General features: G+C 70.9%; 18 protein-coding genes and 1 tRNA gene. 13 read left to right on the top strand and 6 right to left on the bottom strand.

From position 1 onward, the window contains the following. Positions 1–46: 46 nt before the first annotated feature. From BUE30_RS08165 to BUE30_RS08140, 6 genes are read left to right on the top strand one after another with little or no spacing between them, the layout of a single operon-like run. On the top strand, positions 47–1,087 hold the full coding sequence (locus tag BUE30_RS08165; RefSeq protein WP_073328260.1) for a rod shape-determining protein: 1,041 nt from the start codon (positions 47–49) through the stop codon (positions 1,085–1,087). Between the two features lie 55 nt (positions 1,088–1,142). Next, positions 1,143–2,102, top strand: coding sequence for a rod shape-determining protein MreC (mreC, locus tag BUE30_RS08160; RefSeq protein WP_073328255.1), 960 nt, complete (start codon positions 1,143–1,145; stop codon positions 2,100–2,102). Continuing rightward, entirely contained in the window at positions 2,095–2,637 is a 543-nt protein-coding gene (locus tag BUE30_RS08155) for a rod shape-determining protein MreD (RefSeq protein ID WP_073328250.1), read from the top strand. Before mreC ends, BUE30_RS08155 begins: the two co-directional genes overlap by 8 nt. A 10-nt stretch (positions 2,638–2,647) precedes the next feature. Beyond that, positions 2,648–4,588, top strand: coding sequence for a penicillin-binding protein 2 (gene mrdA, locus BUE30_RS08150; protein ID WP_073328247.1), 1,941 nt, complete (start codon positions 2,648–2,650; stop codon positions 4,586–4,588). Next, a complete protein-coding gene (gene rodA / locus BUE30_RS08145) occupies positions 4,585–5,724 on the top strand; it encodes a rod shape-determining protein RodA (RefSeq protein WP_073328242.1) in 1,140 nt (379 codons plus the stop codon). The genes mrdA and rodA overlap by 4 nt, the downstream gene beginning before the upstream one ends. A gap of 15 nt (positions 5,725–5,739) precedes the next feature. Then, complete coding sequence (locus BUE30_RS08140) at positions 5,740–6,669, top strand: NAD(P)-dependent oxidoreductase (RefSeq protein ID WP_073328236.1); 930 nt, start codon at positions 5,740–5,742, stop codon at positions 6,667–6,669. A 160-nt stretch (positions 6,670–6,829) separates the two neighbouring features. Here BUE30_RS08140 and BUE30_RS08135 read toward each other — a convergent pair whose 3' ends face one another. Beyond that, positions 6,830–7,603, bottom strand: a complete 774-nt coding sequence (locus BUE30_RS08135; RefSeq protein WP_073328231.1) for an SseB family protein — start codon at positions 7,601–7,603, stop codon at positions 6,830–6,832. Next, positions 7,600–8,184 carry a uracil-DNA glycosylase family protein gene (locus BUE30_RS08130; protein ID WP_073328226.1) on the bottom strand — a complete coding sequence of 195 codons (585 nt, stop codon included), beginning with the start codon at positions 8,182–8,184 and terminating at the stop codon, positions 7,600–7,602. The genes BUE30_RS08135 and BUE30_RS08130 overlap by 4 nt, the downstream gene beginning before the upstream one ends. 110 nt (positions 8,185–8,294) lie before the next feature. Between BUE30_RS08130 and BUE30_RS08125 the strand changes: the two genes are divergently transcribed. The 5 genes from BUE30_RS08125 to BUE30_RS08105 all read left to right on the top strand — a co-directional run bounded on the left by BUE30_RS08125 (position 8,295) and on the right by BUE30_RS08105 (position 13,706). Beyond that, a complete protein-coding gene (locus tag BUE30_RS08125; protein WP_073328221.1) occupies positions 8,295–9,575 on the top strand; it encodes a Na+/H+ antiporter NhaA in 1,281 nt (426 codons plus the stop codon). A gap of 196 nt (positions 9,576–9,771) precedes the next feature. Further along, positions 9,772–10,425 (top strand): ABC transporter ATP-binding protein, encoded by a 654-nt coding sequence (locus tag BUE30_RS08120; protein WP_073328218.1) that lies wholly within the window; start codon positions 9,772–9,774, stop codon positions 10,423–10,425. Beyond that, positions 10,409–12,097: a KpsE/RkpR family capsule polysaccharide export protein gene (locus BUE30_RS08115; RefSeq protein ID WP_073328213.1), complete on the top strand. Its 1,689-nt coding sequence runs from the start codon at positions 10,409–10,411 to the stop codon at positions 12,095–12,097. The genes BUE30_RS08120 and BUE30_RS08115 overlap by 17 nt, the downstream gene beginning before the upstream one ends. A 79-nt stretch (positions 12,098–12,176) precedes the next feature. After that, the gene (locus BUE30_RS08110) at positions 12,177–13,571 is read left to right on the top strand and encodes a mechanosensitive ion channel family protein (RefSeq protein ID WP_073328210.1); all 1,395 of its coding nucleotides are present in this window, start codon (positions 12,177–12,179) and stop codon (positions 13,569–13,571) included. 60 nt (positions 13,572–13,631) lie between these two features. Further along, positions 13,632–13,706, top strand: a tRNA-Gln gene (locus BUE30_RS08105). A 118-nt stretch (positions 13,707–13,824) separates the two neighbouring features. Here BUE30_RS08105 and BUE30_RS08100 read toward each other — a convergent pair. Continuing rightward, positions 13,825–14,046 carry a hypothetical protein gene (locus BUE30_RS08100; protein WP_073328206.1) on the bottom strand — a complete coding sequence of 74 codons (222 nt, stop codon included), beginning with the start codon at positions 14,044–14,046 and terminating at the stop codon, positions 13,825–13,827. A gap of 113 nt (positions 14,047–14,159) precedes the next feature. Next, positions 14,160–15,707: a glycerol-3-phosphate dehydrogenase gene (gene glpD, locus BUE30_RS08095; RefSeq protein WP_139300538.1), complete on the bottom strand. Its 1,548-nt coding sequence runs from the start codon at positions 15,705–15,707 to the stop codon at positions 14,160–14,162. 123 nt (positions 15,708–15,830) lie between these two features. Between glpD and BUE30_RS08090 the strand changes: the two genes are divergently transcribed. Next, a complete protein-coding gene (locus BUE30_RS08090; protein ID WP_073328196.1) occupies positions 15,831–17,474 on the top strand; it encodes a glycoside hydrolase family 3 protein in 1,644 nt (547 codons plus the stop codon). Positions 17,475–17,577: 103 nt separating this feature from the next. Here BUE30_RS08090 and rhaI read toward each other — a convergent pair whose 3' ends face one another. Further along, positions 17,578–18,852 (bottom strand): L-rhamnose catabolism isomerase, encoded by a 1,275-nt coding sequence (rhaI, locus tag BUE30_RS08085; protein WP_073328191.1) that lies wholly within the window; start codon positions 18,850–18,852, stop codon positions 17,578–17,580. Positions 18,853–18,963: 111 nt separating this feature from the next. Then, positions 18,964–21,060, bottom strand: a complete 2,097-nt coding sequence (locus BUE30_RS08080; protein WP_073328185.1) for a bifunctional rhamnulose-1-phosphate aldolase/short-chain dehydrogenase — start codon at positions 21,058–21,060, stop codon at positions 18,964–18,966. 191 nt (positions 21,061–21,251) lie between these two features. On the opposite strand from BUE30_RS08080, the gene BUE30_RS08075 reads away from it, so the two are divergent. Further along, complete coding sequence (locus BUE30_RS08075) at positions 21,252–22,046, top strand: DeoR/GlpR family DNA-binding transcription regulator (protein WP_073328179.1); 795 nt, start codon at positions 21,252–21,254, stop codon at positions 22,044–22,046. Positions 22,047–22,056: the final 10 nt, after the last annotated feature.

Here is a 22,056-nt window from a genome sequence, read left to right as displayed (position 1 = left end):
TCGTCGGGGCACGCGGAACCGGTTCAGGGACAAGGCGGGGCAACGGATGTCGATCTTTTCATGGCTGTTCTCGTCCGACATGGCAATTGACCTGGGGACGGCGAACACGCTCGTCTACGTCAAGGGCCGCGGCATCGTCCTCAGCGAGCCGAGCGTCGTCGCCTACCACGTCAAGGACGGCCAGAAGAAGGTGCTCGCCGTGGGCGAGGACGCCAAGCTGATGCTGGGCCGGACCCCCGGCAGCATCGAGGCGATCCGACCGATGCGCGAGGGGGTGATCGCCGATTTCGACGTCGCCGAGGAGATGATCAAGTACTTCATCCGCAAGGCGCATCGCCGCACGGCGTTCACCCCGCGGCCGAAGATCATCGTCTGCGTCCCGCACGGCGCCACCCCGGTGGAGAAGCGCGCGATCCGGCAATCGGTGCTCAGCGCCGGCGCCAAGCGCGCGGGCCTGATCGCCGAGCCGATCGCGGCGGCCATCGGCTCGGGCATGCCGATCACCGATCCCACCGGCAACATGGTCGTCGATATCGGCGGCGGCACGACCGAGGTGGCGGTGCTGTCCCTCGGCGACATCGTCTATGCCCGGTCCGTCCGCGTCGGCGGCGACCGCATGGACGAGGCGATCGTCAGCTACCTGCGCCGCCAGCACAACCTGCTGGTCGGCGAGGCCACGGCCGAGCGGGTCAAGACCTCGATCGGCACCGCCCGCATGCCCGATGACGGGCGCGGGCAGTCGATGCATATCCGCGGCCGCGACCTGCTGAACGGCGTCCCGAAGGAGACCGAAATCTCCCAGGCACAGGTGGCCGAGGCTCTGGCCGAGCCGGTGCAGCAGATCTGCGAGGCGGTGATGACCGCGCTCGAGGCGACTCCGCCGGACCTCGCCGCCGACATCGTCGACCGGGGCGTCATGCTGACGGGGGGCGGCGCGCTGCTGGGCCAGCTCGACCTCGCGCTGCGCGAGCAGACGGGGCTGGCCATTTCCGTGGCGGACGAGAGCCTGAACTGCGTGGCGATCGGCACCGGCAAGGCGCTCGAGTATGAAAAGCAGCTGCGGCACGTTATAGACTACGAAAGCTGAGGGCGTCCCGCCGCTCGGCGGGGACCGGGGTGTCGCGCAGGGGATTCGCGGACCGATGGCACAGGACAGGGGACAGGAAGACTATGTCCGCCCGATCCGGCGTCTGCTGGTCGGCGTCCTCGTCCTCGTGCTCGCCGCGATCTTCGTCGTCTGGCGGATCGACAGCCCGCGGGTGGAGCGGTTCCGCGCCGCAGCGATCGACCGGATCGTGCCGTCGATGGACTGGGCGATGACGCCGGTCACGGGACTGGTCCATCTGGTCGGGGATTTCCGGTCCTACCAGCGCATCCACGAACAGAACCAGCAGCTGCGGCGCGAGCTGCAGCAGATGCGCGCCTGGCGCGAGGCGGCGCTGCAGCTGGAGCAGGAGAACGCCCGCCTGCTCGACCTCAACAACGTGCGGCTGGACCCGCAGCTGACCTATATCACCGGCGTCGTGATGGCCGACAGCGGCTCGCCCTTCCGGCAATCGGTGCTGCTGAACGTCGGCGGGCGCGACGGCGTGACCGACGGCTGGCCGGCGATGGACGGGATCGGGCTCGTCGGACGGATCTCGGGCGTGGGCGAGACGACGAGCCGGGTGATCCTGCTGACCGACACGTCGAGCCGGATCCCGGTCATCATCCAGCCCTCGGGCCAGCACGCGATCCTCGCCGGCGACAACTCGATCTACCCGGTGCTCGACTTCGTCGAGGACCCGGCGCAGATCCGGCCCGGCGACCGGGTCGTCAGCACCGGCGACGGCGGCGTCTTCCCGGCCGACCTGCTGGTCGGGCAGGTCGCGCTCGGCACCGACGGGCGCCAGCGGGTGCGGCTCGCCGCCGATTACGGGCGGCTCGAATTCCTGCGGGTCCTGCGCAGCCAGCCGCGCGAGCGGATCGAGGATCCCGGCGCGCTGGTCCTGCCCGGCCCGATGCCGGCGGAGGAGGCGCCGGCCGCGGCGGAGGGCGACGAGGAGGAGGCGACGAGCGCGGGCGACCCACCGGACGAGATCGCGGGGCGCAGCGATGGCTGACGGTCCCGCCCATCCCCGCCGCTGGATCGGCCGCACGGCCTTTGCCGCGCTCGCCCTGGTGCTGATCTTCCTGCGGCTGCTGCCGCTGCAGCTGGTGCCGGTGGGCTGGGCCGGGCCGAACCTGCTGCTCGCGGTGACCCTGGTCTGGGCGGTGCGGCGGCCGGACTACCTGCCCGTGTCGATGGTGGCGGCCGTCTTCCTGCTGGCTGACCTGTTGTTCCAGCGGCCGCCGGGGCTGATGGCCGCCGCGGTCGTGATGGGGACCGAGTTCCTGCGCCGGCGGCACGGCCAGCTGCGGACCATGCCCTTCGCGCTGGAATGGGGCAGCGTCGCGCTGGTGGTGATCGGCATCGCCTTCGGTCAGCGGCTGGTCCTGGCGGCGGCGATGCTGCCGCAGGCGCCGATGGCGCCGACGATGGTCGAGATGGCGCTCACGATCCTGTGCTACCCGCTGGTCACCGGCCTCGCCTACATGCTCTTCGGGGTGGCACGGCGCGCCCCGGGAGAGGTCGACGCGCTGGGACACCGGTTGTGAGGGGGCGCCTGTGAGAAGACCCGAACGCCATACCGAGGCCGCGGGCCGCACGGTCACCCGCCGTGCGCTCGTCGTGGGGGCCAGCCAGCTCGCCATGATCGGCGCGCTGGGCTGGCGGATGCAGTCGATGCAGGTCGAGCAGGCCGAGGATTACCGCCTGCTGGCCGAGGAGAACCGGGTCAACATCCGCCTGTTGCCCCCTGCCCGCGGAAACATCTTCGACGTGAACGGCGTCCCGCTGGCGGTGAACGAGCAGAACTACCGCATCGTCATGGTGCGCGAGGATGCCGGCGACGTCGACGCCACGCTCGCCCGGCTGCAGCAGATCGTCGACATCGACGACGAGACGATCGCCAGCGCGCGCGAGGAGGTGATGCGCCTGTCGCCCTTCGTGCCGGTGACGATCGCCGACCGCGTCAGCTGGGAGGATATCTCCCGCGTCACCGTCAACGCGCCCGCCCTGCCCGGCATCACCGCCGAAGTCGGGCTGTCGCGCTTCTACCCCCGCGGGTCCGACACGGCGCATGTGGTGGGCTATGTCGGCCCGGTCTCGGATTACGATCTGGCGCAGATCGACGACCAGGATCCGCTGCTGCAGATCCCCAAGTTCCAGATCGGCAAGACCGGCGTCGAGAACAAGCTCGAGCAGCAGCTGCGCGGCAGCGCCGGCAACCGCCGGATCGAGGTCAACGCGCTCGGCCGCGTGATGCGCGAGCTCGACCGGCACGAAGGCGAGCCGGGCGCCGACATCCAGCTGACCATCGACAGCGCGCTGCAATCCTACACCGAGGCCCGGCTCGAGGGGGAAAGCGCGTCGGTCGTGGTGATCGACCTCGCGAACGGCGACCTGCGGGCCATCGCCTCGGCGCCGACCTTCGATCCCAACCTCTTCGTGCGGGGGATCAGCGTCGCCGACTGGACCGGCCTCAACGAGAACATCTACCGGCCCCTCTCGGCCAAGACCGTCCAGGGCGCCTATCCGCCCGGCTCGACCTTCAAGATGATGACCGCGCTCGCCGCGCTCGAGGCCGGGGTCATCGACGCCGAGGAGACGGTCTACTGCCCCGGCTATCACGACGTGGGCGGCACGCGGTTTCATTGCTGGCGGCGCGGCGGGCACGGCAACATCAACCTGCACGAGAGCCTCAAGCAGTCCTGCGACGTCTACTACTACGACGTCGCGCAGCGCGTCGGGATCGAGGCGATGGCCGCGATGGCCCGGAAGTTCGGCCTGGGCGAGCGGCACGACGTGCCGATGTCGGCCGTCAGCGCCGGCATCGTGCCCGACCGCGCCTGGAAGGCCGAGAGCCGGGGCGAGGACTGGCGGATCGGCGATACGGTCAACGCCTCGATCGGGCAGGGCTACGTGCTCACCTCGCCGATCCAGCTGGCGATCATGACCGCGCGGATCGCGACCGGCCGGATTGTCACGCCGCGGCTGATCCACACGATCGACGGGGTCGAGCAGCCCTCGGGACTGGGCGAGAGCCTCGGTCTGAACGAGAACCTCATGCGCCGCATCCGCGCCTCGATGTCCGACGTGGTGAACCACCAGCGCGGCACCGGCTACGGCGCCCGCATCGTGATGGACGGCTACCGGATGGCCGGCAAGTCCGGCACCAGCCAGGTCCGCCGGATCACCGCCGAGGAGCGGGCGCGCGGCGTCATCAGCAATGCCGACCTGCCGTGGGAGCGGCGGGACCACGCGCTGTGGGTGAACTTCGCCCCGGTCGAGGCGCCGCGCTACGCGGTGTCGGTCGTGGTCGAGCATGGCGGCGGTGGCTCTTCGGCCGCCGCGCCGATCGGGCGCGACGTGACCCTGCAGGCGATGTTCGGGGGCGAGCCGCCGCTCGAGGCCTATCCGTCGAACGTGCGCGGCACGATCGAGGCGCAGCAGGCGCGGATCCGCGACTTCGTCCCGCCCGGCATGCGGACGGGGGAGCGGGCGTGAGCTATCTCACCTACCACGCGAAATACGTCCCCACCGGCCCGCGCAAGATCCTCTATCTGAACTGGCCGGTGATCCTGCTGCTGATAGCGGTCGCCAGTTTCGGCTTCCTGATGCTCTACTCGGTGGCCGGCGGCTCGGCCGAGCCCTGGATGACGCCGCAGATCGAGCGCTTCGCGCTCGGCCTCGCGCTGATGTTCGTCGTGGCGATGGTGCCGATCTGGTTCTGGCGCAACCTCGCGCCGCTGGCCTACCTCGTCTCGCTCGCCCTGCTGGTCGGGGTGGAACTGGTGGGCGAGACGCGGATGGGGGCGCAGCGCTGGATCGACCTCGGCTTCATGCGGCTGCAGCCGTCCGAGCTGATGAAGGTCGCGCTCGTGATGTTCCTCGCCGCCTATTACGACTGGCTGCCGACGCGGCGGGTCAGCCATCCGGTCTGGGTCGCACTGCCGCTGCTGGTCATCGCCATGCCGGTCGTGCTGACGCTGATCCAGCCGGATCTCGGAACGGCGATCCTGCTCTTCGTCGGCGGCATGACGGTGATGTTCCTCGCCGGGGTCCACTGGGCCTATTGGGCGACCGCCATCGCCGGGGCCGGCGGCGCGATCTTCGCCGTGTTCGAGAGCCGCGGCACGCCCTGGCAGCTGCTGAAGGACTACCAGTACCGCCGGATCGACACGCTGCTCGATCCCTCGACCGATCCGCTCGGAGCGGGCTACCACATCACCCAGGCCAAGATCGCCCTCGGCTCGGGCGGCTGGACCGGCCGCGGCTTCATGCAAGGCACGCAGAGCCGGCTGAACTTCCTGCCCGAGAAGCATACCGACTTCATCTTCACGACGCTGGCCGAGGAATTCGGCTTCGTCGGGGGGTTCGCCCTGCTGATGCTCTATGTCGGGATCATCGTGTTCTGCGTGATCTCGGCCATGACCAACCGCGACCGGTTCTCGGCGCTGCTGACCTACGGGGTGGCGATGACGCTGTTCCTCTATTTCAGCGTCAACATGGCGATGGTCATGGGCCTCGCCCCCGTGGTCGGGGTGCCGCTGCCGCTCGTCTCCTACGGCGGGTCGGCGATGCTGGTTCTGCTGCTCGCCTTCGGGCTGGTGCAGAGCGCGCATGTCCACAAGCCCCGATAAGCCCGAGGTCGCCCCGTGCCCGAGATCCTCTTCTGGTCCGCCCCGCGCGTGTGGGACAGCTATGCCGAACTGCTGCCCCGCGCGCTGGACGAGGCGGGCGTGGCCGCCCGGGTCGCGCCGGACCTGCCGCCGGAGCGGGCGGATTACGTCGTCTACGCCCCCGCGAAGGCGCGGCTCGACCTGCAATCCGCGCCGAAGGTGAAGGCGGTCCTCAGCCTCTGGGCGGGGATCGAGAGCGTGATCGACGACGTGCCGCCGGACGTGCCGCTGACCCGGATGGTCGATGACGGGCTGACCGAGGGCATGATCGAATACGTGACCGGCCACGTGCTGCGCCACCACCTCGGCATGGACGCGCATATCGTCAACCCGGGGCGCGAGTGGCGCCCCGATGCCCCGCCGCTGGCCCGGCAGCGCAAGGTCGCGATCCTCGGCCTCGGCGCGCTGGGGGCGGCCTGCGGGCAGGCTCTGGCCGCGCTGAACTTCGACGTGGCGGGGTGGAGCCGCACGCCGAAACGGGTCGCGGGCGTGAGCTGCCACCACGGGACCGAGGGGTTCGCCGCGGCGCTGGACGGGGCCGGGATCGTGGTGCTGCTGCTGCCCGCCACGCCGGCGACCGAGCGGGTCCTCGACGCGGCCGCGCTGGCCCGGTTGGCGCCGGGCGCGGCCGTGATCAATCCCGGGCGCGGCGCGCTGGTCGACGACGCCGCGCTGCTGGCGGCGCTGGACAGCGGACAGGTCCGACATGCGACGCTCGACGCCTTCCGGACAGAGCCGCTGCCGCCGGGCGATCCCTACTGGGCCCATCCGAAGGTGACGGTCACGCCGCATATCGCCTCCGAGACACGGGCCGTGACCGCCGCCCGCGTCATCGCCGAGAACGTGCGCCGGGCCGAGGCGGGAGAGCCGCTCCTGCACGTGGTGGAGCGGGGGCGCGGCTACTAGCCGGGCGCCGGCCCATTCGCGCGCGGTGCCCCCGGGGGGCGGCACGATGGGGCCGGCCGCCGGACCAGGACACTGCGATCCAGGCGAGGGGGGGGCCGGCCGCCTCGACCCGACCGGCTCGCAGCCGTGGGCCGGCGATGACCCGCGACCGTCAAGCGCCTCAGCGCAGGCGGGGCGGAGTCCCGGGATCGCGGCCCGGCGGGCGGGGCCGCGGCGGATCGGGGATGTCGAAGCGCAGGCCGACCCGGTCCAGCCGCGCCAGCATGGGATCGCTCTCGGGCAGGAAGACGACGTCGAGCGCCCCCGCCTCCAGCCCCGAGAAGGTCAGCGCCTCGTTCACCGCCGCGGCGAGGGCGGGCTCCGCCCCCGGCCGCGCGCCGGTCACCGCGAGGAGATGGCCCCGCCCGCCGCCGTCCCATTCCACCCCGGCGAGCCAGGCGGCCCGCGCCAGCCCCGCCGCGCCGGCGAGGCGGCGTCCCAGCGCCTCGGTCAGCGCGTCCGGCACCTGCCCGGGCGGGTGCAGCGCGACGGGGCGCGCCTCGGCCTCTGCCGGCCCCTGTCCGAGCGTGGCGGCGAGCCATGTCAGCGCGTCAGGCGGCACGAGCATCTGCGACGGTGCCCCGGGATTGAGGGCGACCCCGACCCCCTGCCCGGCCAGCATCTCGGCCAGGCCGCGGCCGGAGAGGCCGGCGGTCGGGGCGGGGGCGCCTGCGAACTCGGCCAGCCGGTCCTCGCGGTCGAAGGCGAGGAGGTAGGGCACGCCCTCCTCCTCGATCAGGCGGGGGGCGATGTCGTCGCCCGTCGCCTCGGCCTCGAGCAGCAGGGACAGCGGCGTCTCGGCGAAGCGTTCCCAGTAGCGCAGGCGCAGCGCATCGTCCTCGGGCGCTGCCTGCATCGCGGCATGGGCCTCGTCGAGCGGGGTCGTCTCGGTCATTCCAGCACCTCGCGCACCCGGGCACGGAGCGGGGGCAGCACCTCCGCCTCGAACCAGGGGTTCTTCTTCAGCCAGCCGGTATTGCGCCAGGACGGGTGCGGCAAGGGGATCACGTCCGGCCAATGGTCCCGCCAGTTCCGGACCACCTGCGTCACCGGTGCCTTCGTGCCCAGATGCCACCGCAGGGCGGCGGCCCCGATCACCACCGTGAGGCGGATGTCCGGCAGGAAGCCGAGCGCCCGGTCGCGCCAGGTCTCGGCGCAGATCGCGGGCGGGGGCAGGTCGCCGCCGTTCCGGTCGTAGCCGGGGAAGCAGAAGCCCATCGGCACGATGGCGGTGCGGGACCGGTCGTAGAACTCGGCCTCCGTCACGCCGAGCCAGTCGCGCAGACGGGTGCCGGAGCGGTCCCAGAACGGCGTTCCCGCCTCGTGCACGCGCAGCCCCGGCGCCTGGCTCGCGATCAGCAGCCGCGCGCCGGGGGCGAACCACACGACCGGGCGGGGGGTGTGCGCGGTCGCGGTCGCGGCGAAGCGGTCGCGGCAGAGCCGGCAGGCGGCGATCTCGTCCCGGACATCACTCATGCGCGGACCAGCTAGCGGCCGGGCCGCCGGGGAAAAGGGGCGCGGCTTGCGGGCCCCCGGCCCATCCCCTATCCCCGCCGGACACGCGACGCGGCGAACGGGGGCACGCGATGTACCGGGTCTGGGACTTCCTTACCAGATATTCGCTGCTTCTGATCATCGGGGCGCTGATCGCCCTGGCCTGGGCGAATATCGACGCCGAAAGCTACCGCCGGTTCGTCGAGTTCGAGCTGCTGCGCGACGTTCCGATCGGCCACCCGCACCACGCCCCGGACGGCAGCGTCGAGACCCGGACGCTGACCCTGCACTACCTCGTCAACGACGTGCTCATGGCCTTCTTCTTCGCCATCGCGGCGAAGGAGGTCTGGGAGGCGGTGATCCTCGAGAACGGAAGCCTGCGCGGCAGGAAGGCGGCGACCCCGCTGATCGCGACGGCGGGCGGCATGCTGGGACCGATCTGCGTCTATCTCGGCCTTGCCCTGTTCCTCGGCTCGGACACGGTCGAGGCGGTGTCGAGCGGCTGGGCGATCCCCACCGCGACGGACATCGCCTTCTCCTACCTGGTCGGGCGCCTGGTCTTCGGCGCGGGGCACCCCGCGGTGCGGTTCCTGCTGCTGCTCGCCATCGCGGACGACGCGGCCGGGCTGCTCATCCTCGCCGTGTTCTATCCCTCGGGCGCGCTGGCGCCGGAATGGCTGCTGCTCTCGCTCGGCGCGGCGGTCGCGGTCTTCGTGCTGTTCAACTGGCTGCCGCGCCGGATGGACCGCCACAGGGAGCTGCGCCCCAACTCGACCTGGATGCGCGAGAAGCTGAGCTTCTGGCCCTACCTCGTCGCCGGCTGCCTGTCCTGGTACGGCTTCCAGCAGGCGGGAATCCACCCGGCCCTCGGCCTGCTGCCGATCGTGCCGGCGATCCCGCATGCCGACCGCGCCTTCGGCATCTTTTCGGAGGCGGAGCAGTACCTGACCGACCTGCTGAACGCGATCGAGCATGCGCTGAAGCGCCCGGTGGAGGTGATCCTGTTCTTCTTCGGCCTGCTCAATGCCGGGGTGGAGTTCGGCTCGATCGGCGCGCCGACATGGCTCGTCCTGGCGGGCCTGCTGGTCGGCAAGCCGCTCGGCATCTTCGTCATGGGCTGGATCGCGGCGCGTCCGCTGGGGCTGGGCCTGCCGAAGGGGATGCGCGTCGTCGACCTCGCCGTCGTCGGTCTGGTCGCCGCGATCGGCTTCACCGTCTCGCTCTTCATCGCGGCGGTGGCCTTCCCCCCGGGGCTGATGCTGGGCGACGTGCCGGTGCAGGACGCGGCCAAGATGGGGGCGGTGTTCTCGTTCGCGGCGGCGCTGCTGTCCTACGTCGCCGGCAAGCTGGCACGGGTGCAGAAGGTGGGATGATCGCGCCCGGGCCCCTGCGGACCGGGCATTGGTCCCGACCGCGCGACAATCCCGGGAGCGAAGCATTTCTGGCCACATCCGGTCACATTCCACGGTTACGCCTTCGTCAAGGCCCGGCGGGCCAGGATAGGCTAGACCGGGACCAACGGGCGGGCGCCGGATGCGGCGCGCCGGGAAACGAGGGGCGGAGCGCGGGATGCTCGAGTTCATCGGTGTCAGCAAGTCCTTCGCGACGGGCGCGGGCCGGAAGGTGATTCTCGAGGGCGCCACCTTCCAGGTGGAGCTCGGCCGCTCGCTCGGCATCCTCGCCCCCAACGGGACCGGCAAGACCACCCTCATCAACCTGATGGCGGGGCTGGAGAAGCCGGACGAGGGGCAGATCCTGCGGCGGGGGCGGATCAGCTTTCCGCTCGGCTTCATGGGCGGGGTGAACAAGCGACACACGGCGCGGGAGAACGCGCGCTACATCGCGCGGCTCTACGGGCTCGACCCCGACTACGTGGAAAGCTTCTGCCGCTGGCTCACCGACATCCGCGAATATTTCGACATGCCGCTGGGCACCTACAGCCAGGGGATGCGGGCGCGGTTCACCTTCTCGCTGATGCTGGCGCTCGACTTCGACATGTATCTCATCGACGAGGGGATGCCGCAGACGACGGATGCCGAGTTCAACCGCAAGGCGGGCGAGATCCTGCGCGAGCGGCTGGAGACGACCACGGTCGTGATCGTCTCGCACCAACCGAAGGTGCTCGAACGCTTCGCCAGCTCGGCCGCGGTGCTGCGGGACGGGCGGCTGCACATGTTCGAGACGCTGGAAGAGGCGAAAGAGCTCTATGACTACCAGGCCTAGGCTTCTGAAGTATCGCATCCGGCGCAGCACGCCGCTGCTGGAACCGGCGCGGGACTCCGCCGGGGTTCCCCGCCCGCCGCTTCAGGCGCCGGGCGCCGGGGCCGGCCCGGCCGACCGCCCGAGCGCGCCCGCGGGATCGGCCCCGCCGGCGGAATCGGTCGCCGCGCGGGAGGGGGAGCCCCGCGGCCTCACGGCCGGCCCGGGCGAAGCGGCCGCCCCCGCCACGCCCCCCGAGGAGATGGGCCCGACCGATCCGCTGGAGACGATCCGGCAGGAGGGACTGACCCCGCGCCAGCTGCGGATGGCGCGCCGCACCGCGCAGAAGCACGGGATCGAGGTCGCGTCGGATTTCGACGCGGTGCGCCAGCTGCGCCGGCGCGGGATCGACCCCTTTGCCCGGTCCACGCTGCTGCAGATCGTGCCGAACGACGCCGCCCCGGCCGGACCCGGGGCGAACCTGCCCCAGACCGTGCCGGCGGGAACGCCGAACCTGCCCTCGACCGAGCGGCTGTCCCCCGCGGAGCGGCGCGCGGGCGAGATCATGCGCATCCAGAAGGACCTCGCCCGCAGGCGGCGGCGGCGCAGCGCCCTCCTCGGCCTGCGGCTGTCGCTGTTCGTCGCGCTGCCCACGGCGCTGGCGGGCTTCTACTTCTACGAGGTCGCGACGCCGATGTACGCGACCGAGAGCGAATTCGTCATACAGCAGGCCGAGGCGACGGGCGCGGCCGGTCTCGGCGGGCTGTTCCAGGGCACGTCCATGGCGACCCAGCAGGATTCGATGACCGTCCAGTCCTACCTGACCTCGCGCGCCGCGCTGGGCCGGCTGGACGACGAGTTCGGCTTCCGCGACGCCTTCTCGGACGAGAGCGTCGATCCGATCCAGCGCCTGCCCGCCGACGCGTCGGCCGAAGAGACCTACGAGGTCTACCAGGACCATGTCCGGATCAGCTACGATCCGACCGAGGGCATCATCAAGATGGAGGTGGTCGCCCCCGACCCCGCGCAGAGCCAGCTCTGGTCCGAGGCGCTGATCGGCTATGCCGAGGAGCAGGTCGACCAGCTGACGCAGCGCCTGCGCGCCAGCCAGATGGAGGATGCGCTCGCCAGCTACGAGGCGGCCGAGGCGCGCCGGGCCGAGGCGCTGTCGGACTGGCTGGCGATCCAGCAGAGCGTGCAGCAGATCGACCCCGCGGGCGAGACCGCCGCCCGCACCCAGCAGATCAGCGCGCTCGAGACCGAGCGCCAGCAGCTCCAGCTGTCCCTGCAGGAGCGGCTGAGCGTGCCGCGCCCGAACGAGGCGCAGGTCGCCAACCTGCAGACCCAGATCGACAATATCGGCACCCTGATCGCCAACCTGCGCGACCAGATGACCGCCGGGACCGGGGCCGACACCTCGCTCGCCGCCAGCAATACCGAGCTGCGCCTCGCGGAGGAGGATTACACCTTCCAGACGCTGCTGGTGCAGCAGGCCCTGCAGCAGATGGAGACGGCCCGGATCGAGGCGAACCGGCAGGTCCGCTACCTCTCGCTCGGGGTCGAGCCCGTCGCCCCGGACGAGCCGACCTATCCCCGCGCCTTCGAGAACACGCTGCTCGCCTTCTGCGTCTTCGCCGGGCTCTACCTGATGCTGTCGCTCACCGCCTCGATCCTGCGCGAGCAGGTCTCGGCCTGAGCGTTCGCCGCGCCCCCCCTTGGCGGGGGGGGCGCGGCCGCCTAGGCTCGCCGCGATTTCGACGATCCCGGACCCATTGATGCAACCCGTTTTCCTACGCCGCTGGGCCGCGCTTGCGCTGCTGGTCCTGTCCGCCGCGCTCGCCACCCCTGTCCCCGCGCAGGAGAACGGCCCCACCGCCCCGATCGCGGCCGAGACGGACGCCGCGCAGGACGCCGCCATCGCCACCCGCATCCGCGAGATCCTGGACGAGCTGGGCGGCTACGAGGACGTGAGCGTCCGGGTCTCGGACGGGATCGTGCGGCTGCGCGGCACCGTCACCTCGGCCGAGGCGCAGGTCGAGCTGGCCCGGCTCGTCAGCCGGGTCGAGGGCGTCGTCGCGATCCGCGACGAGGTGACCGAGACGGCCGAGCTGTCGCGCCGGCTCAACCCCGCGATCGAACGGTTCCGGACCCGGGCCTGGCAGTTCGTCACCTTCCTGCCGCTGCTGCTGATCTCTCTCGCCGTCTTCGCCGCGATCGCGGCGCTCGGCTGGTGGGTCGCGCGGCGCACGCGTCTGTGGTCGCGCCTCGCCCCCAACGCCTTCGTCGCCTCCCTCTATTCCCAGCTCGTGATGATCGCCTTCGTCATCGCGGGAATCGTGGTCGCGCTCGACATCCTGAACGCGACCGCGCTGATCGGCACGATCCTCGGCGCGGCCGGGATCGTCGGCCTCGCCGTCGGCTTCGCGGTCAAGGACACGGTGGAGAACTACATCGCCTCGATCATGCTCTCGATCCGCCAGCCCTTCCGGCCGAACGACCTGGTCGAGATCGAGGGCGATCAGGGCAAGGTGATCCGCCTGACGAGCCGGGCGACGATCCTGCTCAGCCTCGACGGGAATCACATCCGCATTCCCAATGCCACGGTCTTCAAGTCGCGGATCGTGAACTACACGCTGAACGCCGAGCGGCGGTTCATGTTCGAGATCGGCGTCGCCTCGGATGCCGACCTCGCCGCGATCCGCGCGCTCGCCATCGAGGTGATGACCGGCCTGCCCTTCGTGCTGGACACGCCCGGGCCGAACGCCTGGATCGACCGGATCGGCGACGGCGCGATCTTCTTCACCGTGCTGGGCTGGGTGAGCCAGCGCGAGACCGACCTGATGGCCGCCCGGTCCGAGGCGCTGCGCCGCGTGAAGGAGGCGATCGAGGCGGCGGGGGTCGAGGTGCCCGACACCACCTACCGGATCCAGGTCCTGGGCGGCGGCGCCGCCACGGTCGAGGCCGATACCGACCGCCGCCCCGCCCCCCCGCGCGGGGCGGTCCCGCCCGCCCGAGACCCGGCGGCCCGAGACCCGGCGCCGCGTCCCCCGCCCGGGCCGGGCGATGTCAGCGCCGGCCCGGAACAGGATCTCGAGCGCCTGGTCGAGAGCGAACGCCGCCAGCCCGAGACGCGCGACCTCCTGAAGGAGGATGCCGACAGGATGGAGTGATTTTCTGGCCCGCCGCCTCTTGCCCCGCCCGCGGCCCCGGCGTAGAAGGCGCCCCGCTGCTGGGGTGTAGCCAAGCGGTAAGGCAGCGGTTTTTGGTACCGTGTACCGTAGGTTCGAATCCTACCACCCCAGCCAGCAGCAATCCGATCATCAGGACGTGTGGCCCATCCCCGAGGCGAGGCTGGGCCCCGGGCCCCGGCCTCCTGGGCGCGCGGCTCGGTGATCGTGCCGCCGGCGCCCGCCCGCGGCAGGGTCAGCCGTCGCGATCCGGCGATTCCCCGCGGGCGCGGCGACGCGCCGCGGGGGAGAGGAAGAACTCGTAGAGGCACCAGAGGCCGAGCGCCCCCGTCAGGATCGCCCAGCCGGTCGAGCCCGCCAGGATCTCCACGAGGGACCAGCCGAGGCACAGCGCGACGACCGCGACGCGGCGCCAGACGGGCGCGTAGAACGGGTGTTCGGGGTCGAGGATCTTCATGATGTGTCCGGTCCGTCCATCGGGATCGTGGCGTGCGGGGCGCGCGCCCCCGGTATGACCGGAACGGGCGCGCGGCGACAGCCCGGGAACGCGGGCCCCGCCCCCGGCGGGGACTAGCCCCGCCCCGCCATCCACTCGTCCAGCGCCGCGGCTTCCTCGGCACTCAGTCGAAGGCCCAGCTTGCTGCGGCGCCAGAGCACGTCCTCGGCCGTTCGGGCGAATTCCTTCTCGATCAGCCAGCGCAGCTCGGCCTCGGTCAGGTCGCCGCCGAAATCGCGGCCGAGATCGCCGGGGCCGGAGGCGCCGCGCAGGATCTCGGCCGCTTCGGTCCCGTAGGCCCGGACGAGGCGGCGGGCCTGCCTCTCCTCCAGCCAGGGGTGATCGGCGCGCAGCCCCGCGATCAGGCGCGGCACGCCGTCCACCGGGAAATCCCCGCCGGGAAGCGGGGCGCCCGCCGTCCAGGGGCCCTCGTCCACCTGCAGATGCGCCCCGATCCGCTCCAGCGCGCTCTCGGCCAGCCGGCGATAGGTCGTGATCTTGCCGCCGAAGACGTTGAGCAGCGGCGCGCCGCCGGCCGTCTCGACCTTCAGCGTGTAGTCGCGGGTCGCCGCCGTCGCCGAGCGCGACCCGTCGTCGTGGAGCGGGCGCACCCCCGAATAGGTCCAGACCACGTCCTCGGGGCCGAGCTGCCGCGCGAAATACCGGTTGGCGAAGGCGATCAGGTAGTCCCGCTCCTCCGGCGTGCAGACCGGCGGGACGGACGGGTCCGGGTGGTCGGCATCGGTTGTGCCGATCAGGGTGAAGTCGGTCTCGTAGGGGATCGCGAAGATGATCCGCCCGTCCTCTCCCTGGAAGAAGTAGCACTTGTCGTGCGCGTAGAGGCGCGGCGTCACGATATGGCTGCCCCGGACGAGCCGCACCCGGTCGGTGGAGTTCGACCGCACCTTGTGCGCGATCACGTCGCCGACCCAGGGTCCGGCGGCGTTCACCAGCATGCGGGCGCGAAAGGCGCCGTTCTCCGTCTCGACGCGCCAGTGCCCGTCCTCGCGCCGGGCCGCGGTCACCGCGCACCGCGTCATGATCCGGGCACCCCGCTCCGCCGCGTCGCGGGCATTGAGCGCGACGAGGCGCGAATCCTCGATCCAGCAATCGGAATACTCGTAGGCCGTCTCGAACCTGTCCTGCAGCGGGGCGCCTTCGGGGGCGGTGCGCAGGTCGAGCTTCGTCGTGCCCGGCAGCACCTGCCGCCCGCCGAGCCCGTCGTAGAGCGCGAGGCCCGCCCGGATCAGCCAGGCCGGCCGCCGCCCCCTGAGCCAAGGCATCACCGTCCCCAGCAGCCGCGAGACCGGCGTCTCCCCCTCGAAGCGCATGTCCGGGTGATAGGGCAGGACGAATCGCATGGGCCAGGAGATGTGGGGCATCGCGCGCAGCAGCACCTCGCGCTCCTGCAGCGCCTCGCGCACCAGCCGCACCTCGAAATATTCGAGGTAGCGCAGGCCGCCGTGGAACAGCTTGGTCGAGGCCGAGGAGGTCGCGGAGGCGAGGTCCCCCTTCTCGGCCAGCGCGACGCTCAGCCCCCGCCCGGCCGCGTCGCGCGCGATACCGCAGCCGTTGATGCCGCCCCCGATCACGAAGATGTCGTAGGTCCGATCCACGTCGATGCTCCCGCCGCCTGCCGTCACGCCCCCGAAGACATGGCAGATCGGGCCGGCGGGTCAAACCTCCGCTGGACGTCGTAGAACGGTCGACGCACTCTGCGCGGGCCAGCAGGAGAGGACCCGGCCATGACCTTCGATCCGGCGCGCGCGCCGTTCCACCTCGATCCCGAGGCGGCGGACTGGGTCCGCGCCACCCTGGCCGGCATGAACCGCCGGCAGAAGCTGGCGCAGCTGCTGAACGTGCTGGTCCGGACCGACGACGACGCCGAGCTGGCCCGGCTGCAGGAACTCGGACTGGGCTCGATCACCCGCAACCCGACCCGGGACCCCGAGGGAGAGGCGGAGATCCGCGCCGCGTTCGACGCCGCCGCGCCCGCCCCCCTGCTCGTCAGCGCCGATCTCGAGGGCAGCCGGATGACCCAGCCGGGCGGCACGACGCTGCCGAACCCTCTCGGCCTCGCCGCCATCGACGACCTCGCCGCGACCGAGGCGGCGACCGCGATCCTCGCCCGGGACGGGCGCGCGAACGGGGTGAACTGGTCCTTCACGCCGCTGCTCGACGTCAACGCCGCCTTCCGCAGCGCGATCGTCGGCACCCGCTCCTTCGGGTCCGATCCGGACCGGGTGCGCCGCCACGCGCTGCAGCAGATCGCGACCTTCCAGTCGAACGGCGTCGCGGCCACGGCGAAGCACTGGCCGAGCGAGGGCTACGACGACCGCGACCAGCACCTCGTCACCACGGTGAACCCGCTCTCGGTCGAGGCGTGGGAGGCGACGTTCGGGCGGCTCTACCGCGACGCGATCGCGGCGGGCGTGCTCGGCGTGATGGTCGGCCACATCGCCTTCCCCGCCTTCGTCCGCGCCGAGGGCGACGAGGCCGGGGCCTTCCTGCCCGCGACGATCAGTCGCCACCTGATCCAGACGCTCCTGCGCGAGCGGCTGGGATTCGAGGGGCTGATCGTGTCCGATGCGACCAGCATGGGCGGCCTCGGCCAGGTCATGCCCCGCCGGGACTTCCTGCACCGCCTGCTGACGGCCGGGAACGACGTCATCCTGTTCTCGCCGGACCCGGCGCAGGACATCGCCTGGCTGGAAGAGGCGGTGGAGGACGGCCGGCTCGGCATGGACAGGGTCGAGGACGCGGTCTCGCGGCAGCTGGCCCTGAAAGCGCGGCTCGGCCTCCATCGCGGCCCCCTGCCCCCCCTGCCCCGCGACAGCGAGGCCGATGCCGCCACCGCGCGGGAGCTGCATGCCCGCGTGCCGACCCTCGTGAAGGACCGGGACGGGCTCTTCCCGGTCTCTCCCGCCTCCCATCGCCGGGTGCTGATCGTCACCGGCGGCATCGTCTTTCCCTTCGTGCAGGACCCGATCCCCTTCGCCCTGCCCGAGATGATGCGCGCCCGCGGCTTCGAGGTGACACTGCACGAGAAGGGAACGCCTTTCCGCCCGGCCGATCACGACCTCGTCCTCTACCTGATGGGCGAGGAATCGCTGCTCACCCGCGGGCATATCCATGTCGACTGGTGGCGGATGCTGGGCGATTTCGGCGCGGCGATGGTCCGGCCCTGGCACGACGTGCCGACGGCGATGATCTCCTTCGGGCACCCCTACTACCTCTACGACGCCGCCCGGATGCCCGCCTACGTCAATGCCTACGCCACCAGCGAGGCGATGCAGCAGGCGGTCTTGGACGCGATCACCGGGGTGACCCCCTTCACCGGCACCTCGCCGGTCGATCCGTTCTGCGGCCGCGAGGATACCCGGCTCTAGGACGCGAAAGGGGCGCCGGTCCGGGCGCCCCCTCCCCTGTCTTCGCAGGGTTCCAAATACCTCGGCGGGCGCCCCCCCGGGACCGCGACGCCGGGGGAAGGGGTCAGACGATGCCGCCGCCCGCGCCGCTGACGGCCGGGCGCTCCTGCGCGACCTTCGCGCGGTAGCCGCTGGCCCGGAACGCCGCGATCGGGTCGATCGCCCCGCCCGCCTGCATCCGAGCCATGGCGAGGATCGGCTCGACATCGGTGCGGAAGGCGCGCTTGAGCTCGCCCGCCGCCATCAGGGCATCGTTCTCCTCCTGGTACCCGTGCAGCGCCTCGCGGTCGACCAGCAGCGCCTGGGCATAGGCCCGCCGCACCTCCATCGCCGAGGACAGCAGGCTCTCGATCGGGTCGGTCACGTTGTGGCTCTGGTCGAGCATGTGGGCGGGGTCGAAGCCCGGGGCCCCTTCCGCCGCGACGAGCTCGTTGAAGACGAGGAACAGCCGGAACGGGTCGATCGCCCCGGTGTCGAGGTCGTCGTCGCCGTACTTGCTGTCGTTGAAGTGGAAGCCGCCCAGCTTGCCGAAGCGGATGAGGCGGCTGACGATCATCTCGATGTTCACGTTCGGCGCGTGATGCCCCAGATCGACGAGGCAGAAGGCCTGCTCGCCCAGCTCCTGCGCGATGAGGTAGTTGGTCCCCCAGTCCTGCACGACGGTCGAATAGAAGGCCGGCTCGAACATCTTGTGCTCGGTGAAGAGCCGCCAGTCCCCGGGCAGGCCGGCATAGACCTGCTTCACCGCGTCGAGATAGCGGTCGAACTGCCGGCCCATATCCGTCTGGCCGGGAAAGTTGGACCCGTCGCCCACCCAGATCGTCAGCGCCTTCGACCCGATGGCCTGCCCGATCTCGATGCATTCGAGATTGTGCTCGACCGCCTGGGCGCGCGTGGCGGCGTCGGTATGCGACAGCGAGCCGAACTTGTAGCTGTGCGCCTGCCCCTCGCTGTCCTGGAACGTGTTCGAGTTCATCGCGTCGAAGGCCAGCCCCACCTCCTCGGCCTTGGCCTTGAGGTCGGCGGCGGGCGCCTTGTCCCAGGGGATGTGCAGCGACACGGTCGGCGTCGCCCGGCCGAGCTGCTGGATCACTCCGCAATCGTCGAGCTTGTCGAACACGCCGCGCGGCTCGCCCGCGCCGGGGAACCGGGCGAAGCGGGTGCCGCCGGTCCCGACGCCCCAGGACGGGACGGCGACGCCGTAGGCGGCGACCTTGTCGCGGATGGCGTCGATTGAGATGCCGCGCCGGTCCAGCTGCGCGCCGAGCGCGTCGTAATCGCTGCGCAGGTCGGCCTCCCGCGCCTCGTTCTGCTGCGCGATCAGGGTGTCTTCGATCATCTGTCGTCCTCCCGTCCGGGGAGGGCCGATCGCCGCTGCCCCTGTCTGTTCCGATGCGCGGTCCCGCTCGGGCCCCGTGGGGCGGCAATCACCGCCCCGCGGTCTGCCCCTTCAGCGCGGGAACGCTTCCTTGTTGCCGGCATCCACGTTGATGATGTTGCCGGTCGATTTCGCGCTGGCATCGGAGGCGAGGAAATACGCCGCCTCCGCGATGTCCTCGGGCAGCACCGACCGCTTGAGCATCGAACGGTTGCGGTACATCTCCTCCAGCCCCTCCTTGTCGGTGCCGTAGGTCGAGGCGCGCTGGTCCAGCCACTCGCCCTCCCAGATCTTGCTGCCCTTCAGCACCGCGTCGGGGTTCACCACGTTCACCCGGATCCCCGCCTCGGCCCCTTCGAGCGCAAGGCAGCGGGCCAGATGGATCTCGCTCGCCTTGGCCGTGCAATAGGCGCTGGCATTGGGCGAGGCAGCGAGGCCGTTCTTGGACGCGACGAAGACGATCGCCCCGCCGATCCCCTGCCCGCGCATCAGGCGGAACGCCTCGCGGCTGACGAGGAAGTAGCCGGTGGAGAGGATCTCCATGTTCCGGTTCCACAGCGCCAGCGTCGTCTCCTCGACCGGGGCGGACGAGGCGATGCCGGCATTGCTGACGAGGATGTCCATCCCGCCGAATTCCACGCAGGCCTCGGCGAACGACCGCGCCACCGCGCCCTCGTCCGTCACGTTCATCACCACGGTGCGCACCACGTCCTTGCCGAAGTCCTGCGCCAGCCGGTCCTTCGTCGCGGTGAGCGCGTCCTCGGCGATGTCGGCCAGCACCACGCAGGCACCTTCCTTGAGGTAGCGCGCGGCCGTGGCCGACCCGATGCCGCCCGCGCCGCCGGTGACCAGCGCCACGCGCCCGGCCAGCGATTTGGGCTTCGGCATCCGCTGGAGCTTCGCCTCCTCCAGCAGCCAGTACTCGATGTCGAAGGCCTCCTGCTCCGGCAGGCCGACATATTCGGACACCGAGGAGGCGCCGCGCATCACGTTGATCGCGTTGACGTAGAACTCGCCGCTGATCCGGGCCGTCGCCTTGTCCTTGGCGAAGGTGATCATCCCAACGCCGGGGACGAGGTAGACCACCGCGTTGGGGTCGCGCATGGCCGGTGAGTCGGGGCGCTTGCAGCGCGCGTAATAGGCCGCGTAGTCGTCGCGGTAGGCGGCGATCTGGGCCCCGAGGCCGGCGATCACCGCATCCGTGTCGGGATTCGCCGGGTCGAAATCGACGACGAGCGGCCGGATCTTCGTGCGCAGGAAGTGGTCCGGGCAGGACGTGCCCAGCGCGGCGAGCGCGGGCATGTCGGCGGCATTCACGAAGTCGAGCACCGCGTCCTGGTCGTCGAAATGGCCGACCATGTGCTGGTTGCCCGAGACGTAGCCGCGGATCGCGGGCATCAGCTTCGCCGCGACGGCGCGCCGCTCCTCGGCCTTCAGCGATTTGTGGACCGCGCCGCCGAAGGGCTTTTTTGCCTCGTTCTTCTCGAAATAGGCGATGCCTTCGTTGATGATCTCGAGCGTCAGCTCGTAGCACTCCCTGGCATCGTCGGCCCAGGTGAAGAGGCCGTGGCTTTCCAGCACGACGCCGTCCGCATCGGGGTTCTCGAGGCAGAACTTCTCGAGCCAGAGGCCCAGCTCGTAGCCCGGGCGCTTCCACGGCAGCCAGCCGATGCGGTCCCCGTAGATCTCCTGCGTCAGCTTCCGGCTGTCCTTCGACGCCGCGATGGCGATGATCGCGTCGGGATGCATGTGATCGACATGGGCCTTGGGCACGTAGGCGTGCAGCGGCGTGTCGATCGAGGCGGCGCGCGGATTGAGGTTGAAGGTGGCGTGCGGCAGGTAGCCGACCATCTCGTCCTCGTGGTCCGGCCCGCGATACTTGCCCTTCAGCGCCCGCAGCTTGTCCATGTAGAGCGTGGCGAAGCCGTCCATCGTGATCGAGCCGACATCGCCGCCCGATCCCTTGACCCAGAGCACCTCGGCCCGCTCGCCGGTGAGGGGGTCGACCTCCATCACCTTGGCGGAGGTGTTGCCGCCGCCGTAATTGGTGATCCGCTTGTCCGAGCCGAGCAGGTTCGAGCGGTAGAGCAGCTTCTCGGGCTCGCTCATGCCGGCGGCCTTGCCGTCGTCCCACAGGTTTTCCAGGCGGCTCTTGGCGCGCGTCAGCATCTGGCGATCTCCTCCCTCGGGGGCAGCGGCGCGGCCTGCGCCGCCCGGCCGCAGAGTGGGCCAGCGCCGCGCGCAAAGTCAATCACAAACGATCAAAGACGTCATCTCGCACCTGCAGCATGATCGGCTTTGACAGAAAATGATTGACCGGCTGCGGGAATCGCGTCCAGATGCGGCAGGGGAGGACGTCGATGCACGAAAAGGAACGCCACAGGATCATCCTTTCGGCCGTGCAGGACCGCCCTGTCGCGACCGTGGGTGAGCTCGTGTCGCTCACCGGTTCGTCCGAGGCCACGATCCGCCGCGACATCGCCACCCTGCATGTCCAGAAGAAGCTGCGCCGGGTCCGTGGCGGCGCCGAGGCGATCACGCCGCCCGCCTTTCCCGGCCTAGCCGGGCGGCCCTTCGAGGTCAGCCGCACGCTGAACGCGGCCGCCAAGCAGGCCATCGCCAAGGCGGCGGTCGACCTGTGCGAGGACGGCGAGCCGATCATCGTCAATGGCGGGTCCACGACCTTCCAGATGGTGCATCCGCTGGCGAACCGCCGGCTGCAGGTCTTCACCAACAGCTTTCCGATCGCCGAGCACCTGCTGAAGCATTCCAAGAACACGGTGCTGGTGCCGGGCGGCGCGCTCTACCGCGAGCAGCAGATCATCCTTTCCCCCTTCGAGGGGGACATCACCCGCAATTACTACGCGTCGAAGATGTTCATGGGGGCGCAGGGCCTCGGCCCGCTGGGGCTGATGGAGGCCGACCCCCTGCTGATCCAGGCCGAGCAGAAGCTTCTGGGACAGGCCGACGAGCTGATCGTCATGGTCGATTCCTCGAAATTCGCGAACCGCTCCTCGCTCATCCTCTGCCCGCTCGAGCAGATCGACATCGTCATCACCGACGATGGCGTGCCCGACGCGGCGGCGGCGATGCTGGAGGCGGCGGATATCCGGGTCATCACGGTGCCGAGACGCGCCGCGACGAAGGCGGGGTAGCCACCCCGCA

Origin of the sequence: Wenxinia saemankumensis (assembly GCF_900141735.1) — a bacterium.
In the GTDB taxonomy this organism is placed as follows: Bacteria; Pseudomonadota; Alphaproteobacteria; order Rhodobacterales; family Rhodobacteraceae; genus Wenxinia; species Wenxinia saemankumensis.
The sequence above is the reverse complement of the archived record's forward strand: the minus strand, read 5'-3'. Positions and strand labels throughout refer to the sequence as shown.